This window comes from Chitinophaga sp. YR573 (assembly GCF_900110995.1).
Taxonomy (GTDB): domain Bacteria; phylum Bacteroidota; class Bacteroidia; order Chitinophagales; family Chitinophagaceae; genus Chitinophaga.
On record NZ_FOJF01000001.1, the window covers coordinates 3,803,232 to 3,823,218 of the forward strand.

A 19,987-nucleotide genomic window follows, 5' to 3' on the forward strand; every position below is an offset into this window, starting at 1 on the left:
AGCTATTTAATGAGTGTAAGACTACCCTGTTGTTTAATCAGCTGTTTTTTGATATCTGTATAAGTAGCCATCCAGGTATAATTCCCCGTTGGTATAGCAACCCCTTTTAGTTTTCCATCCCAGCCGGCGTAAGGGTCATTACTTTCAAATAATATCTCTCCCCATCGTCCGTAAACTGCCATTCTGTAAGCGGTAACTCTTTCCTGTAATCGTATCCGGAACACATCGTTTAAACCATCCCCATTCGGACTAAAAGCCGAGGGTACATACACAGCACATGTCCTGTATTCTTTAGTAATGGTCGCATTTCCCTCGATTATACAATGATGTCGGTCATCGATCTTATAATTATAAGAGCCCTGATCAAGATCCTGAAAGATATTCTCTACCTGAGGTGTATTATTGAGAATACTATAGAGATAAGGCGGAGTGCCGCCAGTTACGTTTAAGATAATCTGCCCGTCTATTGCACTGTTACAGGATATGGGATTTACCTCGATACTTTCCAGTATAAGGGAATCAATGTTTTCTATTGTGGTATATTTCTCTGCGCCATCACAACCATTTCTATCTTTAATATTTATTGTATAATCTCCCGGAGAGAGATGGTAGAAAATACTGGAGTCCTGTATGATGGTATTATTCAGCGTAAATGTATATGGTGATTGTCCTCCATCTGCTAAAATTTGAATATAGCCATCGTTCTTTCCATAACAACTGATCGGATATGTTGATATTCCTGTTGTTACATTTGCCATTTTCACATCAACGGAGTCATTTCGTTCTATTCCATTACCGTCTGTAACGGTTACTTTATATCTGCCGGCAGATAATCCACTGATAGTGGGTGTGGTATAACCGCCTGGTTCCCAATAGTAGGTAAAGGCCTGGCTACCAGAGGCAAGTGCTGTTGCCGAACCGGTGTCTGATGGGGAGCATAGATAATCTGCGGTCATATCTAACTTGAATGTTTTTCTTATCTCGGAGAAATTATCGACTGATAAGATCATTCTGGCAGTCTTTTCACTTTCTGGCCGGTAAGGAAAGAATGTAAGTACTTTTGTTTTTCTGGAAGGGGTAATATAAGCTCTGACTCTTCTCCAGTCGGTGTCGTAATAAGTTATAGAGGTCCAGAGTACTTCTCCCTGTTCATTCGGGTCTGTTGTATTCTTCCCCATTATACCTACTGCTTTGGACTCATATTCATCGGCGGCTATCTGAAAAGTAAAAGTATACGTTTTACCTGAATCAAGTGGAACTGCCAGTTCCTGTCCAAAGATTCCCATATTGGCCGCACTCCTTCTACTGATTACCACATAAGTATTTCCACTGTAAGCATGCCTTTTAATCTCAAAAGGTGGCGGAAAAAATGGCCATGGCCCTACGACAACCGGTATAACACCGCCTTCACGATCTATATACCAATCCTCAGGCATAGTTCCAACTCCAGGTGCTCCTTCCAGGGAAGGATTCTTAAAATATTGTGCAAAAGAGGAAAGAGATAATATAATGAAAATGAGAGTAAAGATGGATTTCATGGCATGGCAGGATTGCTACAAATATATTAATTAATATATATTTCAATAGGACTGCTTACGTTCCTGGTCTTCTTCTTTAGAATCTCTGTATATACTTTCACTTAATTCCGGATGATTAAACTCATATATTTGATTAAGTAAGACAGACTAAGATATTTTCGACTTTGGGATCTTTCCAATAACTATAATCCATGAATGAAGAAAATCATGATATTTATATAAATTAATGTAACCCAACTTCAACCCACTGAGAAAACAAGATTATGAAAACTAAATCGTTGCATTGCCTGATCACGGTATGCTTCCTCCTCTTTCTCCATAATACCAAAGCCGGGCCAATCAAAATTATATGGGACACCTGGGGAGTACCTCATATTTATGCTGGTACCGAAAAAGACTTATTCTATGCGCAGGGCTGGGCAGAGATGCAGTCACACGCTAACCTGCTGCTGGAATTATACGGGCAATCCAGGGGACGCGGAGCTGAATACTGGGGTATAGAACACTTGCAGGATGATAAGCTGATCAATGCCCTGGGATTCCCTGAAATGGCTAAAGCCTGGAAACAGCAACAGGACCCTGAACTGAAAGGGATGATAGATGCTTTCGTTGCCGGTATGAACGATTACATAAAGGCTCATCCGGGAGTAGTAAAACCCGCAAATAAAGTAGTACTACCCGTCACTTATGATGATATCAACCAGCATGCCATGTACGTGTTCTTCACCCGCTTCGTAGGTGGCGGAGATCTGGGAAGGACGGCACAGTGGAAGGATATGGGTTCCAACGGATACGCAATAGCGCCTAAAAGATCGGCTTCCGGTCATGCGATGCTGGTGCAGAACCCACACTTACCCTGGCAGAAAGAATTCACCTGGTTCGAATCTCAACTGAACATCGGCGATAAAAGCATTCACGGCGCTCACCTGCTGGGATTCCCCGGTTTTGGCATCGCGTTCAACAAAGACCTTGGCTGGACACATACCAACAACACCCTGGATAACGCAGATACTTATGAACTTACTTTACAGGACAGCGGTTACGTGCTGGACAGACAAAGAAGAGATTTCAGCAAAAAGATAAAGACACTTAAGATAAAGAACAAAGATGGTTCTTTCTCAGAACAGCAGTTAGAAATACTGGGTAGTGCATACGGCCCTGTCATCAGGAAAAGCGCACACAAAGCGCTGGCTATCCATATAGCAGGAACAGATCATCCCAACGCCCTGCTGCAGTGGTGGAAAATGGCAAACTGCCATAATCTCAACGAGTTTGAATCCGCTTTAAAAATGGCGCAGATCCCTTTCTGGAACGTGCTGTATGCAGATGTACATGGGGACATCTTCTACATATTCAATGGCCTGGTACCCAACCGCCTTTATGGCGACTGGTACTACTGGAACAAAATCATTCCCAGTACCGAATCCAAAGACATCTGGACAACGGCATTACCTTACGATAAACTCCCTAAAGTAAAAGACCCTGTTACCGGATGGCTGCAAAACGCCAATGATCCACCATGGACCTGCACCGTGCCTCAGGTACTGCATCAGTCGGATTACCCGGCGTATATGTCGCCCGATTTCATGTCTATGCGTTCGCAGCGTTCAGCTAACATGTTATTACACGACAGTTCCATCACTTTCGATGAACTGATAAGTTATAAACTATCCACCCGCTCCGGACTGGCAGATCGCATACTCGACGAGCTGTTAAAAGCTCCTGATACTTCTGCCATTGTAAAAGAAGCAAAGAACGTACTGGCAAAATGGGATAGGTCTGCCAATACAGACAGTAAAGGAATGCTCCTGTTCTTTATATGGGCCTCTAAATTCCAGCCGGGCAATGAAGCTAACTATGTACATCACTGGGATACTAAAAGCCCCACAACTACCCCTTATGGCCTCGCAGACCCTGCAAAAGCCATAGCATTACTGAAAGATGCAGCCACAGAAGTAAAAGCCGCCTTCGGTACACTGGATGTACCCTGGGGACAGTTTTACCGCCTGAAATGGCATGATATCAACCTGCCAGCCAATGGCGCTGATGGCTCCCTGGGCATATTTCGTGTAGCTTCTCCCGGTGTAGCATCAGGAAAGGAATGGACCGTAGGAGCAGGAGATTCATGGGTAGGAGTGGTCGAATTTGGCAAGAAGATCAATGCAAGAGTATTATTGAGCTATGGTAATTCCTCAGAAACAGGTTCTCCTCACAATGGAGACCAGTTGAAATTATTCTCGGAAAAGAAACTCAGGGACCCCTGGTTTTATACCGAAGAATTAAAGGAACACACCGAAAGAACAGAGATTTTGCAACGAAAAGACTAAAAATAGATCAAGTTGAAACTACTAAACCTCCAGTGTAAATCTATTTAAGGACTAGACATCGGGGAGTCTCTATACATTGAACACACGTTGAGCACACCTTGGTCATACGTTGAACATACTTAGAGCACATTATTCTGTTCTATGTATGTTCAACGTATGGTCTATGTGTGACGCAGATACAGAGACTCCCCGAACTCTCTCCGATGTCACATCCCGATATAGGTTTAGTGTTCACTGGACTTTTAGGTCAGTCCCTTCCCCTTATCCACAGATTTTCCACAAAATCGGCTAAAATGGAAATTATAATCGATTGATTAACAATATTTATTATGATTTTTTGTGTTTTATGGAAATAGGTGATTAAATTTGGAAGCCCAATACCGGTAAATGACCCTCTTTTCTAAAGGGTTGATCTGGTATTAATTATCGAGGCAGCTATGAATATTTAGTCCTGATACCTATGAAAACTATGAAACCTAATACGAAAGTGTCTCCCTCTCCCTTTGCCATCCCGGCAACAGATTATCCCACTCGTGCACATCAACCAGCCATTCTTTATCCAGAAACCGTTTCTTTTTTAGAAAACCCGTTACAGGTGATCTTTTCACATTGAAAATATCATCGATTGATAATGATAAAAATTGTTTCTGATTAAATTTTTTAAAATGATTTTGAAGTTTACCAAGTTACTATTCCTGTTTAGTTTATCTATTTTAAGTCTTACAGCTTACGCTCAAAAGTCCATTAAAAAGAAAAGTACAACAACTACTACTAAACAGAAAGAGAAGGCGGTGATGCCTCCTAAATCCAAGCCCTCAGTATTTAAAGAGCCGGTAAAGAATTTCGTATGGCATGATGTAACCGTTTCTTCTTTTTACCTGAAGAAAGAACAGAAAGTGATCTTTTTTGAAGATACCATTAAAGGAATTGAGTGTACAGCTTATTTAATGTCGGAAGTGGAAGTGGTGAATAAAGTAGGAACACCGAAAAGAATCCCCGGATTCAAAAGATGGACACAGGATAAACCCGCTATCTCAGTGAATAATTCACTGTTCATGTCCAGTCTCAGCATCCGGAATGCCGGTAGTCTTATACCAGTATCTATCGCATATTTTAAGTTTTATGATGACGAGTATATCATGATAAATATGCAGCTTTTTTCAGTAGTTGCCGGAGAATTCTGGAGCAATATTTTACTGAAAATGGATAAGAAACATAAGGTGATCAAGGAATATGTAATTGAATCCAATGAGAAGATGAACAGCAAAAAGCTAGGTGATTACAACAATGACCATGACCTTGATTATTCCATATATAATAAAGAGATCAGTGCTGACGGAAAGAGTATGAAACGTTCAATGGATATTTACTCTGTAGAAGGAGATAAGAAGATATTGTAATGATGATAGCTCCGTATTGGTAGAATACGGAGCTATTAAATTCCATATTTAAAAGCTAACTGTACCGTTAACTTAATCCTATTGAAAGAATATCCTCCAGTTGTTTACATAATTCACCAAAACTGGAAGGCTTGGTAAGAAAATGGGCAGCTCCCAGACGGGCTGTTTCTTCGCGATCTTTTTCTCTCTGGGAAGTAGTAAAGATTACAATGGGGATTTTACTCAAAACCTTATTCTGTTTGATTTCGGCAAGGAATTGCTTGCCATTTATCTTTGGCATATTAAGGTCCAGGAAGATAATATGGCAGTCCAGAAGATTATCCTTAAGTATGTGCAGGCCTTCTTCTCCGTCAGATGCAAAATGACAAACGACAGAGCTGTCAACAATCGCCATTGCCTCTTCAAAAAGCTCCTGATCATCCCTATCGTCATCTACCAAAAGTATAACCTTGTTTGCCATATGTGTCGCAAAATTATGAATATTTATTGATTACATAATCCTCGCACCAGATGTTGTTGATCGATAAATACACCTTATCTGACGTGAATATTAGGTGAAGTTAAATTGAAAAACAAATCCTGCACCCATATCCCAAAGCTAAATCAGAGAACTAAACAGTCAGATGCAGTGTATTTATGATCAATAACATCTGGAAATCCATTGACAGCGATAGCATAGGATAGTTACCTGATAGAATTGTCGTAATTCGCAATACTTAAGTACTAGATTCCACATGAAAAATTTCCCCCTGAGAATAGGATTGTTCGGTATTGGATTAGAGGCATATTGGTCACAATTTGAAGGACTGGAATCCCGGTTAAAAGGATATCTCGGAGAAGTGGCTGATAAACTGGAAGCGCTCTCTCCCGGAGTCGTAAATCTCGGTCTTATAGATACCCCCGAAAAAGCACTGGAAGCAGGACATCGTTTCCGGCAGGAAGATGTAGATATTATCTTTTTATACGTTACCACCTATGCACTATCCTCAACAGTACTTCCGGTTGTGAAAAGAGCAAAAGTGCCGGTAATCATTCTCAACCTTACACCAGAACCTGCCATCAACTACGCCTGGTTCAACAAATTAAATGACCGTACTAAAATGACCGGAGAATGGCTGGCTTACTGTGCCGCCTGTCCGGTCCCTGAAATAGCCAGTGTGTTTAAACGTTCCGGTATCCCTTTTTACCAGGTTACCGGCATGCTGCACAATGATGATATCGCCTGGAAAGAGATCCGTGAATGGGTAGCGGCTGCGAAGGTAGCGCATATCATGTATCATAACCGACTGGGACTCATGGGGAACTACTATGGCGGTATGCTGGATATCTATTCCAACCTTACCCTGCATTGTGCCACTTTCGGTGGTCATATGGAGATTATAGAAGTAGATGAGCTGTCCGCTATCTGCCAGACTATCTCAGATATAGCCATTGATACAAGGGTCGAGTACTTCCACGAAGTATTTGATGTACAGGAAGACTGCTCCATTTTTGAATTGAGAAGGGCCGCCCGCACATCCCTGGCACTTGATCAGTTGGTGGAGAAGCATGACCTGGGCTCCCTGGCTTATTACCATAAAGGTACCGGCAACCTGGCTAATGAAGACGCTATGAGTTCAGTGATACTGGGTAATTCCCTGCTCACTGCCCGTAATATTCCGGTTGCAGGAGAATACGAAGTAAAGAACGCACAGGCGATGAAGATCATGGATAGCTTTGGGGTAGGTGGTTCATTCACAGAGTATTACGCCATGGATTATAATGATGATGTGGTATTGATGGGGCATGATGGCCCGGGGCACATTGCTATTGCTGCCAGTAAAACGAAAGTGCGTCCGCTGGAAGTTTATCACGGCAAAGTTGGCAATGGACTGTCGGTAGAGATGAGTGTACAACATGGCCCTGTTACACTTTTATCAGTGGTAGAAAAACAGGATGGCAGGCTAATGCTGCTGTTTGCAGAGGGGGAAAGTATAAGCGGACCCATTCTTGAGATCGGCAATACCAATAGCCGTTATAAATTTTCCATAGGCGCCAGGAAGTTCGTAGAAGAATGGAACAGCCACGGCCCTGCACATCATTGTGCCGTAGGGGTAAGTCATATTGCCGCTAAGCTGAAAAAGCTGGGTGCCTTACTGGAAATTGAAGTGGTACAGGTCTGTTAAAATTTAATCCATCCATAGCATAATCAACGCTGCCTGATTTTTATCAGAGCAGCGTTTTATTTTCATTAACTTAGCGAAGGGGGGATACTCCATCTAGCGAAGCGTTACACCATGAAAAAACCTCAAAATAAGAATGCTATAATTGACCTGTTCAGAGCAGGTACAGATGTATTGGAGGAAAGCGGGAAGCGGACAGTAGTAATTATCGTTAATGTAATGGCTATCATACCATTACTGCTTGCATTTATCATGGGGCCCATCCTGTATGTGGTTACACACAAATGGGAAATGTGGGTATATCCATGGATAGAGGTGGTGATATTGTCGATGGTAGTTATCCTGAATAAGAGACACAAGTTCAATTCTGCCGGCTTACTCGTATTCTATACACATAGTTGCGGGATGTTCTTTTTCGGGCTGCTGATTGGCCCGGCTGCATGTATTGAAGGTATCTCCATATTCCTGGTAAGTCTCAGCTTTCTGATATTCTCCAGGAGGCTCTATCATATTTTTGGTATCACAGCTTTACTCCTCATCACCGCATCCCTGGAAATTAATTATTACTATGGTATCGTAGACCATGTGGCTTATTCTGCGAGTCAGTCCAGGATTATCTCTGCAATGATCTTTTTTGCAGTGATCATCCTCAATGTATTAGTCATGAATTTCTATAGTACTGATTTTCTCGAATGGATCAGCAGGGTAGAGAAAAAGAATGATTCCAAGAGCGACTTCATTACTAAAACAAGTCATGACCTCCGGGGATCCATCAACGTTATAGAAAGTATTCTGAATGAATGTTTTAATCCGGAGAATAATAACCAGGGAGAAGTAATGGTGCAATACAAGCATCTGTCAAATATGTATTTTGCTTTGCAGGATGCTAAACTGGTGATGAATGATGTGCTGAGCCTGCGGAAAATGGAATCAGGATTATATGATGAGATCACCAGATCTCCTGTAGAAATAAGAGAATGGTTTGAGAAACGTGCTTCTGCATACCAGACACTGGGCGATAGTAGATCTGTTAAAATTGAGTGCAGGATTTCTGATGATGTTCCGGAGTATATTGTCACAGATGCTGCCAAACTACACAGGATTATCATTAACCTGCTCACAAATGCCATCAAATTCACGCGTGATAATACCATCGTAAAAATATATGCATATGCGGGACCAGGTATGAGATTGATTGTGGATATAACTGATGAAGGAGATGGAATTGAAGAGGCCAATATCGAAAATATTTTTAACCCATATGTTTCACAGGCACATCAGAACACAGAAGCTACCGGCCTGGGACTTACCATTTCAAAATATTTTGCAGACATCCTGGGTGGTAGTATTACCGTGAAAAGTAAGCCAGGTACAGGCAGTACTTTCACACTTTCCATTCCAATGGAAAAAGGTGCTTCCGCAAGAATTATTACACCTCCGGAGAAAGATATTAATAAACTATTACCGATGAATGTACTGGTAATAGATGATGATCCGATGTGCCGGATGATAGCAGAAAGAATGTTGTTTAAAATGGTAGATGAAGTGATGATAGCCGATACATTGGATAAAGGATTATGGTTATCTGAGGAGAAGCCACCGAACGTTATTCTGCTCGACTTAAACATGCCTGGTCTTAGTGGAAAAGAGATGTTGCACAAGATAAAATCCCATGCCTCACTATCCGAAGTACCCGTGATTATCTGCTCCAGCGATGCCTATGAAGAAACAATTACTGAGATCAAGTTGCTGGGAGCAAATGGTTATATTGTGAAACCTATATCTTCATTCAGCCAGTTATATAATGAAATCATCAAGTTTAATCATCTTACATTAAGTTAATAAATTAGACGAAATATTTATATATAATAACCCTTCCATGTTATAACCCCACTGCATTTATTTGGATGGCATTTTTTCTATATTTCAAGTGATAATGATCTTTTTTAACCTTCAAAATCACTTGTCATGTATTATTCTTCTATCAGCATTCCTGCCTTGTATTGTCCTTTTAATTCTCAGATCAGTCCCTATGCCTCCGCAGTGGAATCTCATACTTCCCAATGGGTGGAAAAGTTCGGGATCAGAGATGATATCAGGGGGTACACGGAATCAAGATTCGCTTATATGACTTCCCGGTTTTATCCTACAGCAGAATATTCAAGGCTCTGTTTAGCCAATGACCTGCTTGTCTTATTATTTTTATTGGATGATGTTTTTGATAATAAAGATGAAGAGGCGCAGAACCCGGATAATCTTAAAAAGCTCCTGTATTCCTGTCTTGAAATATTAAAGAACGACCGGACTTATACCTTACAATCCGGTGGTAATATTCTGGCGGCGCTGACCGATGTATGGAAGCGTATGAAAGACTGCACTTCCCCGGAATATCAGCAGACATTTGTGCAGGACATGCTAAAATTATTCAGTGCCGTTGACTGGCAAAACAAAAATGTAAATGCTTCACGTATCCCTTCTGTAGCGGATTATATCGAAAGCCGTCCGCTGATTGGCGGAGCACATATTGCGGCTACCCTGATAGAACTCACAGAACAGGTACATCTTCCTGCCAACATCATCAACCATAAAAAAATCTCTGCTTTAACAATGCTTTGCGGTCATTTAGGCTGCTGGGCAAATGATCTCTATTCACTCGCGAAAGAGATAGAACATGGAGATACACATAACCTGGTACTGGTAATGCGGGAGGAGAAAAAGCTGAACATTGAAAACGCTATCAACGAAACAGTAAGACTGCATAACCAGGAGATGATCCAGTTCGAAAGAATCTTTCATTCGCTGCCTTCATTTAGTGATGAGATGGATGAAGAAGTATATAAATATGCTTTTTGCTTGGCAATGATCGTAAGAGGGAACATCGACTGGAGTTTACAGGATACGTCCAGGTATAATACTGCGGGTCTGGTAGGACAGGCATAAACACCCTTAAAGAGGGTAGTGTCTCCGTTTGATTACGTAATCTTCGTGCCGATGTTATTGCTTATAAATACACCTTATCTGACGTGAACATTAGGTGAAGTTAAATTGAAAAACAAATCCTGAACCTATATTCCAAAACTAAATCAGAGAACTAAACAGTCAGATGCAGTGTATTTATGAGCAATTACATCTGGCAATCTACGCTGTCATAACATTCAAACTGAAACAATACCTTAAAGAGGCTGTACCAGATACAGCCTCTTTAGCTTAAAATGTGCTTAAAACGGGAAAAGGGAAGTTATCATGTTGTAATTTTGCAGTAGAGCGCGCCTCATATTCTATACTTACAACTACAACATGGACTCACATCATCATCATTTCAAACGGGTTACTACCGCCGGATTATTGATTGCACTGGGAATTATATATGGTGATATAGGTACTTCTCCTCTATATACCTTCCAGACTATTATGAATGATGGAGGCTTTATTGATGAACACCTGGTTTTTGGCGCTATCTCCTGTATTTTCTGGACGCTCACACTGCAAACAACATTTAAATATGTGATTATCACCCTGAATGCCGATAATAAAGGTGAGGGTGGCGTCTTTTCACTCTATGCGCTGGTAAGGAGATTTGGTCCTAAACTGGTATTCCCCGCTATTATAGGTGCAGGTACCCTGCTGGCCGACGGTATTATTACTCCTCCGATTACAGTGACCTCTGCGATAGAAGGACTGAGTATGGTGAAAGGTATGGAGAACCTGATAGTACCGGGAAACAGCCTGGTGGTAGAAATAGTACTGGTGATTATCCTGCTCCTCTTTATTTTCCAGCGTTTTGGTACCAAGGTAGTAGGCGCTGCATTTGGTCCAATCATGTTCTTATGGTTCCTGATGCTGGGAGTACTGGGTATAAGCCAGATTATTCATTATCCGCATATTTTCAATGCCCTCAATCCTAAATACGGCCTGGCATTGCTTACAGAGCATCCCAAGGGATTCTGGTTACTGGGAGCGGTATTCCTGTGTACGACCGGAGCAGAAGCCCTGTATTCGGATCTTGGTCATTGCGGTAAAAAGAATATCCAGGTGAGCTGGATCTTTGTGAAAGCTACCCTGATCCTTAATTATCTTGGACAAGGCGCCTGGACGCTCTTACAAAATAAGAGTTCCCTGGGCGGTGCAAATCCTTTTTTCGCAATAGTACCACATTGGTTCCTGTTGCCTTCTATTCTCATTGCTACCTGTGCTTCAATTATTGCCAGTCAGGCATTGATCAGCGGATCTTTCACGCTTATCAGTGAGGCAATCAGTCTGAATTTCTGGCCAAAGGTGACAGTGAAGTTCCCTACTAATATCCGTGGACAAATCTATATACCCAGTATCAACTGGATTCTTTGTGCAGGCTGTTTCCTGGTGGTATTATACTTCCGTACCAGTGAATCAATGACAGCAGCATATGGCTTTTCCATTACCATTGCCATGCTGATGACCACCATACTGATGTTCTATTTCCTGCGCTATGTAAAGCATTACCCTTTATGGATTGTATCGATCATCATGTTATTGTTCATAGCGGTGGAATCTTCTTTTTTTGTAGCCAATGCAGTGAAGATTGTAAAAAGATTGTTCTTCCTGGTGTTTGAAATTGGCCTTATCTCTACCATGTATATCTGGTTTAATGCCCGTAAAATCACTAATCGCTTCCTGAGCTTTATCAATTTAGATAAACATTTAGGAGAACTGGCAGTGCTTAGTCATAATGAGACTTTACCAAAAGTCACCTCACATCTTATTTACCTGACGAAAGCTGATAATACCCACCAGATTGAGAAACGGGTACTCACCTCTATTTATCAGCATTGTTCCAAACGGGCGGATATTTACTGGCTGATACATATTGAACGTACGGATGAACCATTTACAATGGAATATGGAGTGGAGGAAATGAGTGAAAATGTGATTCGTGTAGACTTTATGCTGGGCTTCCGTGTGCAGCCCCGTATTGGATTAATGTTCCGTAATGTAATAAAAGACATGTTACAGAATGAAGAACTGGATATCCTGAAGCGTTTCCCTGCTATGGCATTTGAAGAACTGAACAACTACAAGTTTGTGATCTTTGAAAACACGTTATCATATGATAATGAATTCTCTGTCAGAGAAGGATTTATTCTCAACAGTTATTTTGCGATCAATAAACTGGCAACGTCAGATAGTAAGGCATTTGGGCTGGATATCAGTCAAACCCTGGTAGAAAAGATCCCATTGGTAGTAGCACCTAAAGCCGGTGTTCATCTTAAACAGTCCTTTTATAAAAAGAAGTAACCGTTAAAATAAAAACTATTGAGAGGGGTGTATCATACTTTTGATACACCCTTGTTTTTTGTATATTACTAGCTAACATCCACACACTTAGGTCATGAAGAATGTCGTATTACTTTACCTCGCACTATGTACAGGTCTCATTTCGCAGGTAAAAGCCCAGGATCGGGTCCATATTATACCAGAGCCGGTAAGCATCAGAGAACAGCCGGGAGAATTCACGCTGGACAACAACGTATCACTGGTTGTGAATTCAACCGATCAGCAATTGCAGGGAACTATCAAATGGTTTCTGGACAGGATTTCCGTATCCACCGGATTTTACCTGAAGCAGCAAAAGGAAAGCAGCGGAAAAGCTATCCGTATTGAATTAAAGAAAAGCGAAACCAACCAGGAAGGGTACACATTATCTGTGACACCAACCGGCATCTCTTTATCAGCAGCGACTCCTGCCGGTATCTTTTACGGTTTGCAGTCTTTATTACAACTGTTACCAGCGGACATTGAAAGCGCTTCGCAGATCAACCGCAACTGGACATTGCCCTGCGCAGAGATCGCAGATTATCCCCGTTTTGGATGGCGCGGACTGATGCTCGATGTTAGCCGTCACTTCTTTACCAAAGAGGAAGTGAAACGTTACATCGATGAAATGTCTAAGTATAAGTACAACGTTTTCCACTGGCACCTGAGTGATGACAATGGCTGGCGTATTGAGATCAAAAGTTTACCGGAGCTGACCAAAGTAGGTGCATGGCGCGTGGCACGTACCGGAAGATGGGGTAAGTTTGAGGCACCTAAACCAGGAGAACCAACTCCGGATGGTGGTTTCTATACCCAGGATGATGTCCGTGAGATCATCGCTTATGCCCAGCAGCGTTATATCACTATCCTGCCGGAAATAGATGTACCGGCACATAGCCTGGCTATGATTGCAGCATATCCTAACTTATCCTGTACACAGAAACAGTACAGTGTAAATCCAGGTAGTGATTTCTATAAAAAAGATGACAATGCACTCTGTATAGGTAATGACTCCGTTTTCCTGGTACTTGATAAAGTATTCACAGAGATGGCGGCGTTATTCCCCTGCAAATATATTCACATCGGTGGTGATGAAGCCTACAAAGGTTTCTGGGAGAAAGATCCTAAATGTATCGCGCGGATGAAGAAGGAACACCTGACCAATGTAGACGAACTGCAAAGCTATTTCGTAAAACGTGTGGAAAAGATGTTACAGAGCAAAGGCAAAAAGCTGATCGGCTGGGATGAAATCCTGGAAGGCGGACTGGCACCTGAAGCAACTGTCATGAGCTGGCGGGGTATGCAGGGCGGCATACAGGCAGCTAAAATGAATCACCACGTAGTAATGAGCCCCTGGGCATTCTGCTACCTGGATCTCTACCAGGGAGAATCATCTGCTGAACCACCTACCTACGGTATGTGCCGTTTAAGCGATTCCTACAACTACGATCCCGTACCAGATAGCGTAGATGAGAAATACATCCTGGGTGGACAGGGGAACCTCTGGACAGAGTCCGTAGCTAATTACCGCCATATTCAATATATGACATGGCCGCGTGCACTGGCGCTCTCTGAAGTTTACTGGAGTCCTAAAAGCAAACGCAACTGGGATGATTTTATCAGCAGAATGGAATTTCAGTTCCCACGTTTTGATACTGCACATGTTAAGTATGCAAGAAGTGCGTATAATGCTATTGTAAAACCTGCTATCAGTAATGGTGTATTATCTGTAAAGTTATCTACTGAAATAAAAGGACTCGATATCTATTATACTTTTGACAATACTAACCCCGATACTTTTTATCCGCACTACAGCGGAGAGGCGTTAACGTTCCCTCCCGGTGCAGACAAGCTGAATGTCGTTACCTACAGGAACGGTCAGAAAATAGGAGACCAGTTTACTGTTTCAAAAGAAGAGCTGGAGAAGCGAATAAAAGAAGACTAATTCTATATAAAAAGCCCGTTTCTTTCGAAACGGGCTTTTTTATTGTTACCCCATTTATTTTCCGGCAACGATTGCGTAAATAATTATTTCCATAATTAAATTATTCTGTAGCTTGAAAAAAATTAGTGTCAAGGGGACACTGTTAGTAATAGATAATTCCACCGTTAAAAGGCCTTCTGCAGTAGCTTGGCATGTAATGACCGCGTTCTTTTTATGAAAAAAATTCACGTATGAAAAAGTATGAATTCCACCACGTTGTAGCTGATGATTTCCCTACCCGCTTTGTGAAATCCAAATAAAAAATCGTTGCAACCCAATTACTAACATGCACACATCTGCATGTAATGTATTCTTCATTTTACATGCTTTAAATCATTCAGGTAATGATTAAAATTTTATTCCCTCTGTGGGGATTGTTGTTATGGAATATGACCGCTACAGGTCAACAACAGCTCGCTTATCAAAAACCAATGGCTGCCACAGACTCCCTGGTACCGGCAAAAGAAATTATACTCAAAGGAAAAGTATTTTCGGGTGATGAACGTACCGGTATGCCCGGCGTTACTGCAAGAGTAAAAGTAGGTAACAAAGGCACCACCACTTTAGTGGATGGTTCTTACTCCCTGAAAGTACATGAGAACTCTACCGTTATTTTCTCCCAGATGGGATACATCTCCCAGCAGATCCCTGTGAATGGACGTACATCAATAGATGTATACCTGGAGAAAGATGTGAAGTCGCTCAATGAAACAGTGATCATCGGTTATGGCTCGCAGAAAAGAGCAAATGTACTGGGTGCTGTAACGGCTGTCAATGCCGCTGAAATTGAAGACCTGCCGGTAGCTAACCTCGGTACTGCCCTGCAGAATAAAGTACCGGGCGTATCTATTTCACAAACATCCGGTAAACCAGGAGCTACTACCTCACTCACTATCAGGAACCCTGTTACCTGGGCCTCTACCGGTTCTACCACAGATCCGCTGTTTGTGATAGATGGCTTCCAGCTGACTAAGCAGGACTTCGATAACCTCGATGCTACACTGATAGAGAGTGTTACTTTTCTTAAAGATGCTGCTGCATCTATCTATGGTGCAAGAGGTGCCAACGGTGTTATCCTCGTGAAAACGAAAATGGGAAAACCAGGGAAACCGCGTATCAGTTATGCCGGTTCTTATGGTATTTCTTCGGCTACTTATATCCCGGAAATGTTATCAGGATATGATCAGGCTATTCAGCTGAATAATAAGTATACCAGTCTGAAAGATGCGGATGCTAATAAATATTACACACCCGATGAACTGGCATATCTCAAAACACATAATAACAACTGGATAGATGATGTGTGGAAAAGCTCTCACCTTACCAGGCATACTATCAGTGTGAGTGGCGGTACAGACAGGATCACCTTTTTTGCCGGCGGAAATTATTATAAAGAGAATGGTAATGTGGGTGATTTATATGTAACAAAATATGGTTTGAGAATGGGGATTAATGCTAAGATCATTGATAACCTTACTACCAGTATTTCCTTTTCTACAGATAATGCCCTTACAAACAGACCGGCTCCTAAAACGGTGCAGTCTGGTTTAACTGAGCAGTCGGATCAGATGAGCGCTACGGTAAGTGCGTTGCTGCTTACACCGGGATGGGTGCCTATGTATATAAATGGCAGACCGGTATATTCTTCTGTACCAGGCTGGCATCCGCAGGAACTGATTAAAACAGGTAGTTACAGCAAGCTGAAATCACAGGGGCAAACGATTAATGCCAGCCTGGATTATAAGCTGCCGGCTGTCAAGGGATTAACTTTCCGTGTACAATATGGGCGTAATGCACGTACTAACTTCGGCAAGGAATATTACCTGCCTTATTCCCTGTACAACTTTGTAAGGGAAGGTACGCACAACACCTCTCAGAATGTGATTTTCACTAATCAGCTGACGACTACCAATCCAAGTACGCTTATCAAGAATGGTAATTTAATGACGGAATCGTATGGAGGTACTTCCAGTTACCAGTTGAATGAGTCCGTAAGTTATGACCGTACTTTCGGGAAACATGCGGTGAACCTGATATTAGTAGCAGAACAGAGTGAAAGTCAGACAGATAATTTTGATACGAGAAGAGAAACTGTAGTAATACCTGGTATCGATCAGTTGTTTGCTTTTAGTCAGGATAAAACATTATACGATAACTCTGGTTCTTCAGGAGAAGGTGGCAGGATGAGTTACCTCGGTCGTCTGAATTACGCATTCAAGGATAAGTTCTTATTAGAGGCAACTTTCCGTGCAGATGCTTCCCCGAACTTTCCTAAAACATCCCAGTGGGGATATTTCCCTTCTGTAGCTGTAGGCTGGAAGTTATCCGAAGAGCCTTTCTTTAAGGAACATGTAAGGGCTATAAATGACTTTAAAATCCGTTTCCAGGTAGGGTTAACAGGTAATGATGCGGTAAGGAATTATCAGTATAAAGAGAGATACACACAAACTACGGGGATGCTGTTTGGCAGTACGCTCACCAGTGGCTTAAATAATAATGATATTCCTAACCCCAGTATCACCTGGGAAAGAGCATTGTATAAAAACCTTGGTTTTGATGGAACAATGTTCAACCGTCGTTTCAACTTTGCTATCGATCTCTACCATCGTTATAATTATGATATGCTGATGCAGCCAACCAGCACTGTTCCTACTACTTTCGGCGGTGGTATCTCAGATCAGAATTATGGAAGGTTGAAATCATGGGGCCTGGAAGCCATGTTAAACTATAACGGTTCCATTACAAACGATCTGAAATTCACAACGGGTATCAACTTCTCTATCAGTGATAACAAAGTCATCCGCAAATATTACGGAGCTGGGGATACTGCCTGGAAAAATCCTATTGGCCGCAGAACGGATAACGGACTGGAAGGGTATAAATCTACCGGCATATTACGCACACAGCAGGAAGTAGATGCTTTCATGGCAAAGAACCCGGGCTGGACTATTGACGGGCAGCCATTGGTTCCTGGTTACATGAACTATGCTGATATCAATAAAGACGGTAAGATCGATGAAAATGATAAAACACGTATTGCATCAAGAGGTGGAAGTTTATTTGGTGTAGGGTTTATTCTGGGTGCTTCCTGGAAAACGCTGAAGCTGAGTGCTAACATCGGTTTACAGGTAGGTGGATATGAAGCATATGATAAAACTGCCAGAACACCTGCTACAGAGAACCAGCGCTCATTAGCTATCTGGAAAGATTCATGGTCAACGGAGAACCCGAATGCAAAGTATCCGCTTATCAACTCTCCATTGATCAAGGAAGTATCAGATTTCTGGATCCGTAGCGGAACAACCATGCGTGTGAATAATATGATGTTATCATATGGATTGCCTCAGGCATTATCTGCAAGATGGAAGATTCCGGATCTGCGGGTATTTGTTACCGGCACAAATTTATGGTCAATCATTAATAATCAGCCTTACAAAGATCCTGCTACCAACCTGGCAGTAGATTATCCTGCTCTCCGCACGTATACGTTCGGTTTAAATCTGAGCCTGTAAAAAAGATCTCATGAAAAAGTTATTGATATTTATATTTTGCCTCACATCCTGTTCCAAGATCCTTGATAAAACGGACCTTACAGGGATAGATGAACGTACCTGGGATACGGAGTCTACTGCTACACTCTTCCTGAACAGACTCTACGATGTATCCATGCCTACATGGCCTAATATGAGCAGTTCAGCTACCTTACCTACCGGTATTCACGATCTGGCTGATGATTATAACGGAGGAGAAGCGAAGATCTGGTACGGACAATTATCTGCAGATAATATAACAGATTTCTTCGGGGGAAATGCAGCCAGTAATGCCTGGGCATACATCCGTAAAATTAATATCCTGCTTACACAGATAGACCAGGGCACATTGCCTTTGGATGTTAAAACGAAAATTAAAGCGCAGGCTTATTTCTTAAGAGGATGGGTTTATTTCCAGCTGGTGAAATTATATGGAGGAGTACCATACCTCAATCATCCGCAGGACTGGGTAACAGAAAACCTGCAGGTAAAGCGTAATAAAACCTCTGACTGTATAGACTCTATCGCCCGCGATTTTGACATGGCTACTTCTTTACCGGCTTCCTGGGGCAGTACCGACCGTGGACGTATTACAAGAGGCGCTGCATTGGGTATAAAGGGCCGTATGCTGTTGTATTGGGCCAGTCCGCAGTTTAACCCCGGCAATGATGCTGCGCGTTGGGAAAGGGCTTATAAAGCCAACAGGGCGGCATATGATACACTGCTGATAGATGGGTATGCGTTATTTTCCAATTTCGCCAATGTATGGCTGGATGAGGGTAGTGGTAATAAGGAAGTGATCATGTTAAGATCATTTGACGGAGCTACAAAAGCCAGTACATTTGAAGATGTTGCCCGGCCTTATTCTGAGTCTAATGGTGGCGGTGGGGCTTACCAGCCTACGCTGGAACTGGTGAGGACCTTTCCTATGAAAAACGGGTTACCTATAACAGATGCTACTTCCGGTTACGACTCTGTGTATTACTGGAAAAACCGTGATCCCCGCTTTGATGCAACTATTGCTTATAACGGCTGTACCTGGCCGCTGAGTAATAAAACCAATCGTAAGCAATGGAATTATGCGGGTGTTACTGATGATAAAAACAAACCCTGTGTAACAGGTTTCTACTGTCGTAAACTGATCAATACAGCGACTATAAAAGATAATTCCAAACTGGGCAAAACCGACTGGATTGAATTACGTTTAGCGGAAGTGATGCTGAACCTTGCGGAATGTGCAAATGCTACGGGGCGTACACAGGAAGCATATGATATGCTGATCGCTATCCGTAAAAGAGCAGGTATTGATGCCGGGGTAGCAGGGTTATATGGATTAAAGGCAGCTATGACACAAACAGAGATGTGGAATGCTATTTTATCAGAGCGCAGGGTAGAGCTGGCCTTCGAAGGCAAGAGATACGATGATCTGCGTCGTAATAAGTTATTTGATCAGTTGAACGGAACGAAAAGACATGTGCTTAAAATAGCTCTCAAAGCGCCTTTTACTGTAAAAGACCTGGAGAAAGTAGACGGAGAGGGGGTGATGCTGAGGGATCGTATAGATATTAATGGCCCGGATTATATCACTTATTTCAGTCCGTTTGTAGATGTACTTGATACACAGAATTCGATCAACTTTTTATCTAATTATTATTTCTATGCTATCCCAACATCAAATATTCTCAGAAACCCTGCATTGGAACAAACAGCAGGATGGGGTAGCGGTACGTTTAATCCGATTGAGTAATATATAGAAT

11 protein-coding genes are annotated in these 19,987 nt (G+C 42.1%); 9 read left to right on the top strand and 2 right to left on the bottom strand.

Translation table 11 applies throughout. The features are described from left to right. Nucleotides 1-2: 2 nt before the first annotated feature. Nucleotides 3-1,538, bottom strand: coding sequence for a T9SS type B sorting domain-containing protein (locus BMW86_RS16130; protein ID WP_089782756.1), 1,536 nt, complete (start codon nt 1,536-1,538; stop codon nt 3-5). 263 nt (nt 1,539-1,801) lie between these two features. Here BMW86_RS16130 and BMW86_RS16135 point away from each other — a divergent pair, with 263 nt between their 5' ends. After that, on the top strand, nt 1,802-3,865 hold the full coding sequence (locus tag BMW86_RS16135; RefSeq protein WP_089782757.1) for an acylase: 2,064 nt from the start codon (nt 1,802-1,804) through the stop codon (nt 3,863-3,865). Between the two features lie 665 nt (nt 3,866-4,530). Further along, on the top strand, nt 4,531-5,265 hold the full coding sequence (locus BMW86_RS16140; protein WP_089782758.1) for a hypothetical protein: 735 nt from the start codon (nt 4,531-4,533) through the stop codon (nt 5,263-5,265). 67 nt (nt 5,266-5,332) lie between these two features. Here the strand turns inward: BMW86_RS16140 and BMW86_RS16145 are convergent, their stop codons facing one another. Continuing rightward, nucleotides 5,333-5,725 carry a response regulator gene (locus tag BMW86_RS16145; protein ID WP_089782759.1) on the bottom strand — a complete coding sequence of 131 codons (393 nt, stop codon included), beginning with the start codon at nt 5,723-5,725 and terminating at the stop codon, nt 5,333-5,335. A 274-nt stretch (nt 5,726-5,999) separates the two neighbouring features. On the opposite strand from BMW86_RS16145, the gene BMW86_RS16150 reads away from it, so the two are divergent. The 7 genes from BMW86_RS16150 to BMW86_RS16180 all read left to right on the top strand — a co-directional run bounded on the left by BMW86_RS16150 (nt 6,000) and on the right by BMW86_RS16180 (nt 19,977). After that, complete coding sequence (locus tag BMW86_RS16150; protein WP_089782760.1) at nt 6,000-7,430, top strand: arabinose isomerase; 1,431 nt, start codon at nt 6,000-6,002, stop codon at nt 7,428-7,430. Between the two features lie 111 nt (nt 7,431-7,541). Then, nucleotides 7,542-9,269, top strand: coding sequence for a hybrid sensor histidine kinase/response regulator (locus BMW86_RS16155; protein WP_089782761.1), 1,728 nt, complete (start codon nt 7,542-7,544; stop codon nt 9,267-9,269). Nucleotides 9,270-9,395: 126 nt separating this feature from the next. After that, nucleotides 9,396-10,367, top strand: a complete 972-nt coding sequence (locus BMW86_RS16160) for a terpene synthase family protein (protein WP_089782762.1) — start codon at nt 9,396-9,398, stop codon at nt 10,365-10,367. Between the two features lie 357 nt (nt 10,368-10,724). Continuing rightward, on the top strand, nt 10,725-12,698 hold the full coding sequence (locus BMW86_RS16165) for a KUP/HAK/KT family potassium transporter (protein WP_089782763.1): 1,974 nt from the start codon (nt 10,725-10,727) through the stop codon (nt 12,696-12,698). 94 nt (nt 12,699-12,792) lie between these two features. Continuing rightward, on the top strand, nt 12,793-14,661 hold the full coding sequence (locus BMW86_RS16170) for a family 20 glycosylhydrolase (protein WP_089782764.1): 1,869 nt from the start codon (nt 12,793-12,795) through the stop codon (nt 14,659-14,661). A 383-nt stretch (nt 14,662-15,044) separates the two neighbouring features. Next, the gene (locus tag BMW86_RS16175) at nt 15,045-18,212 is read left to right on the top strand and encodes a SusC/RagA family TonB-linked outer membrane protein (RefSeq protein WP_089782765.1); all 3,168 of its coding nucleotides are present in this window, start codon (nt 15,045-15,047) and stop codon (nt 18,210-18,212) included. A gap of 10 nt (nt 18,213-18,222) precedes the next feature. After that, entirely contained in the window at nt 18,223-19,977 is a 1,755-nt protein-coding gene (locus tag BMW86_RS16180) for a RagB/SusD family nutrient uptake outer membrane protein (protein WP_089782766.1), read from the top strand. Nucleotides 19,978-19,987: the final 10 nt, after the last annotated feature.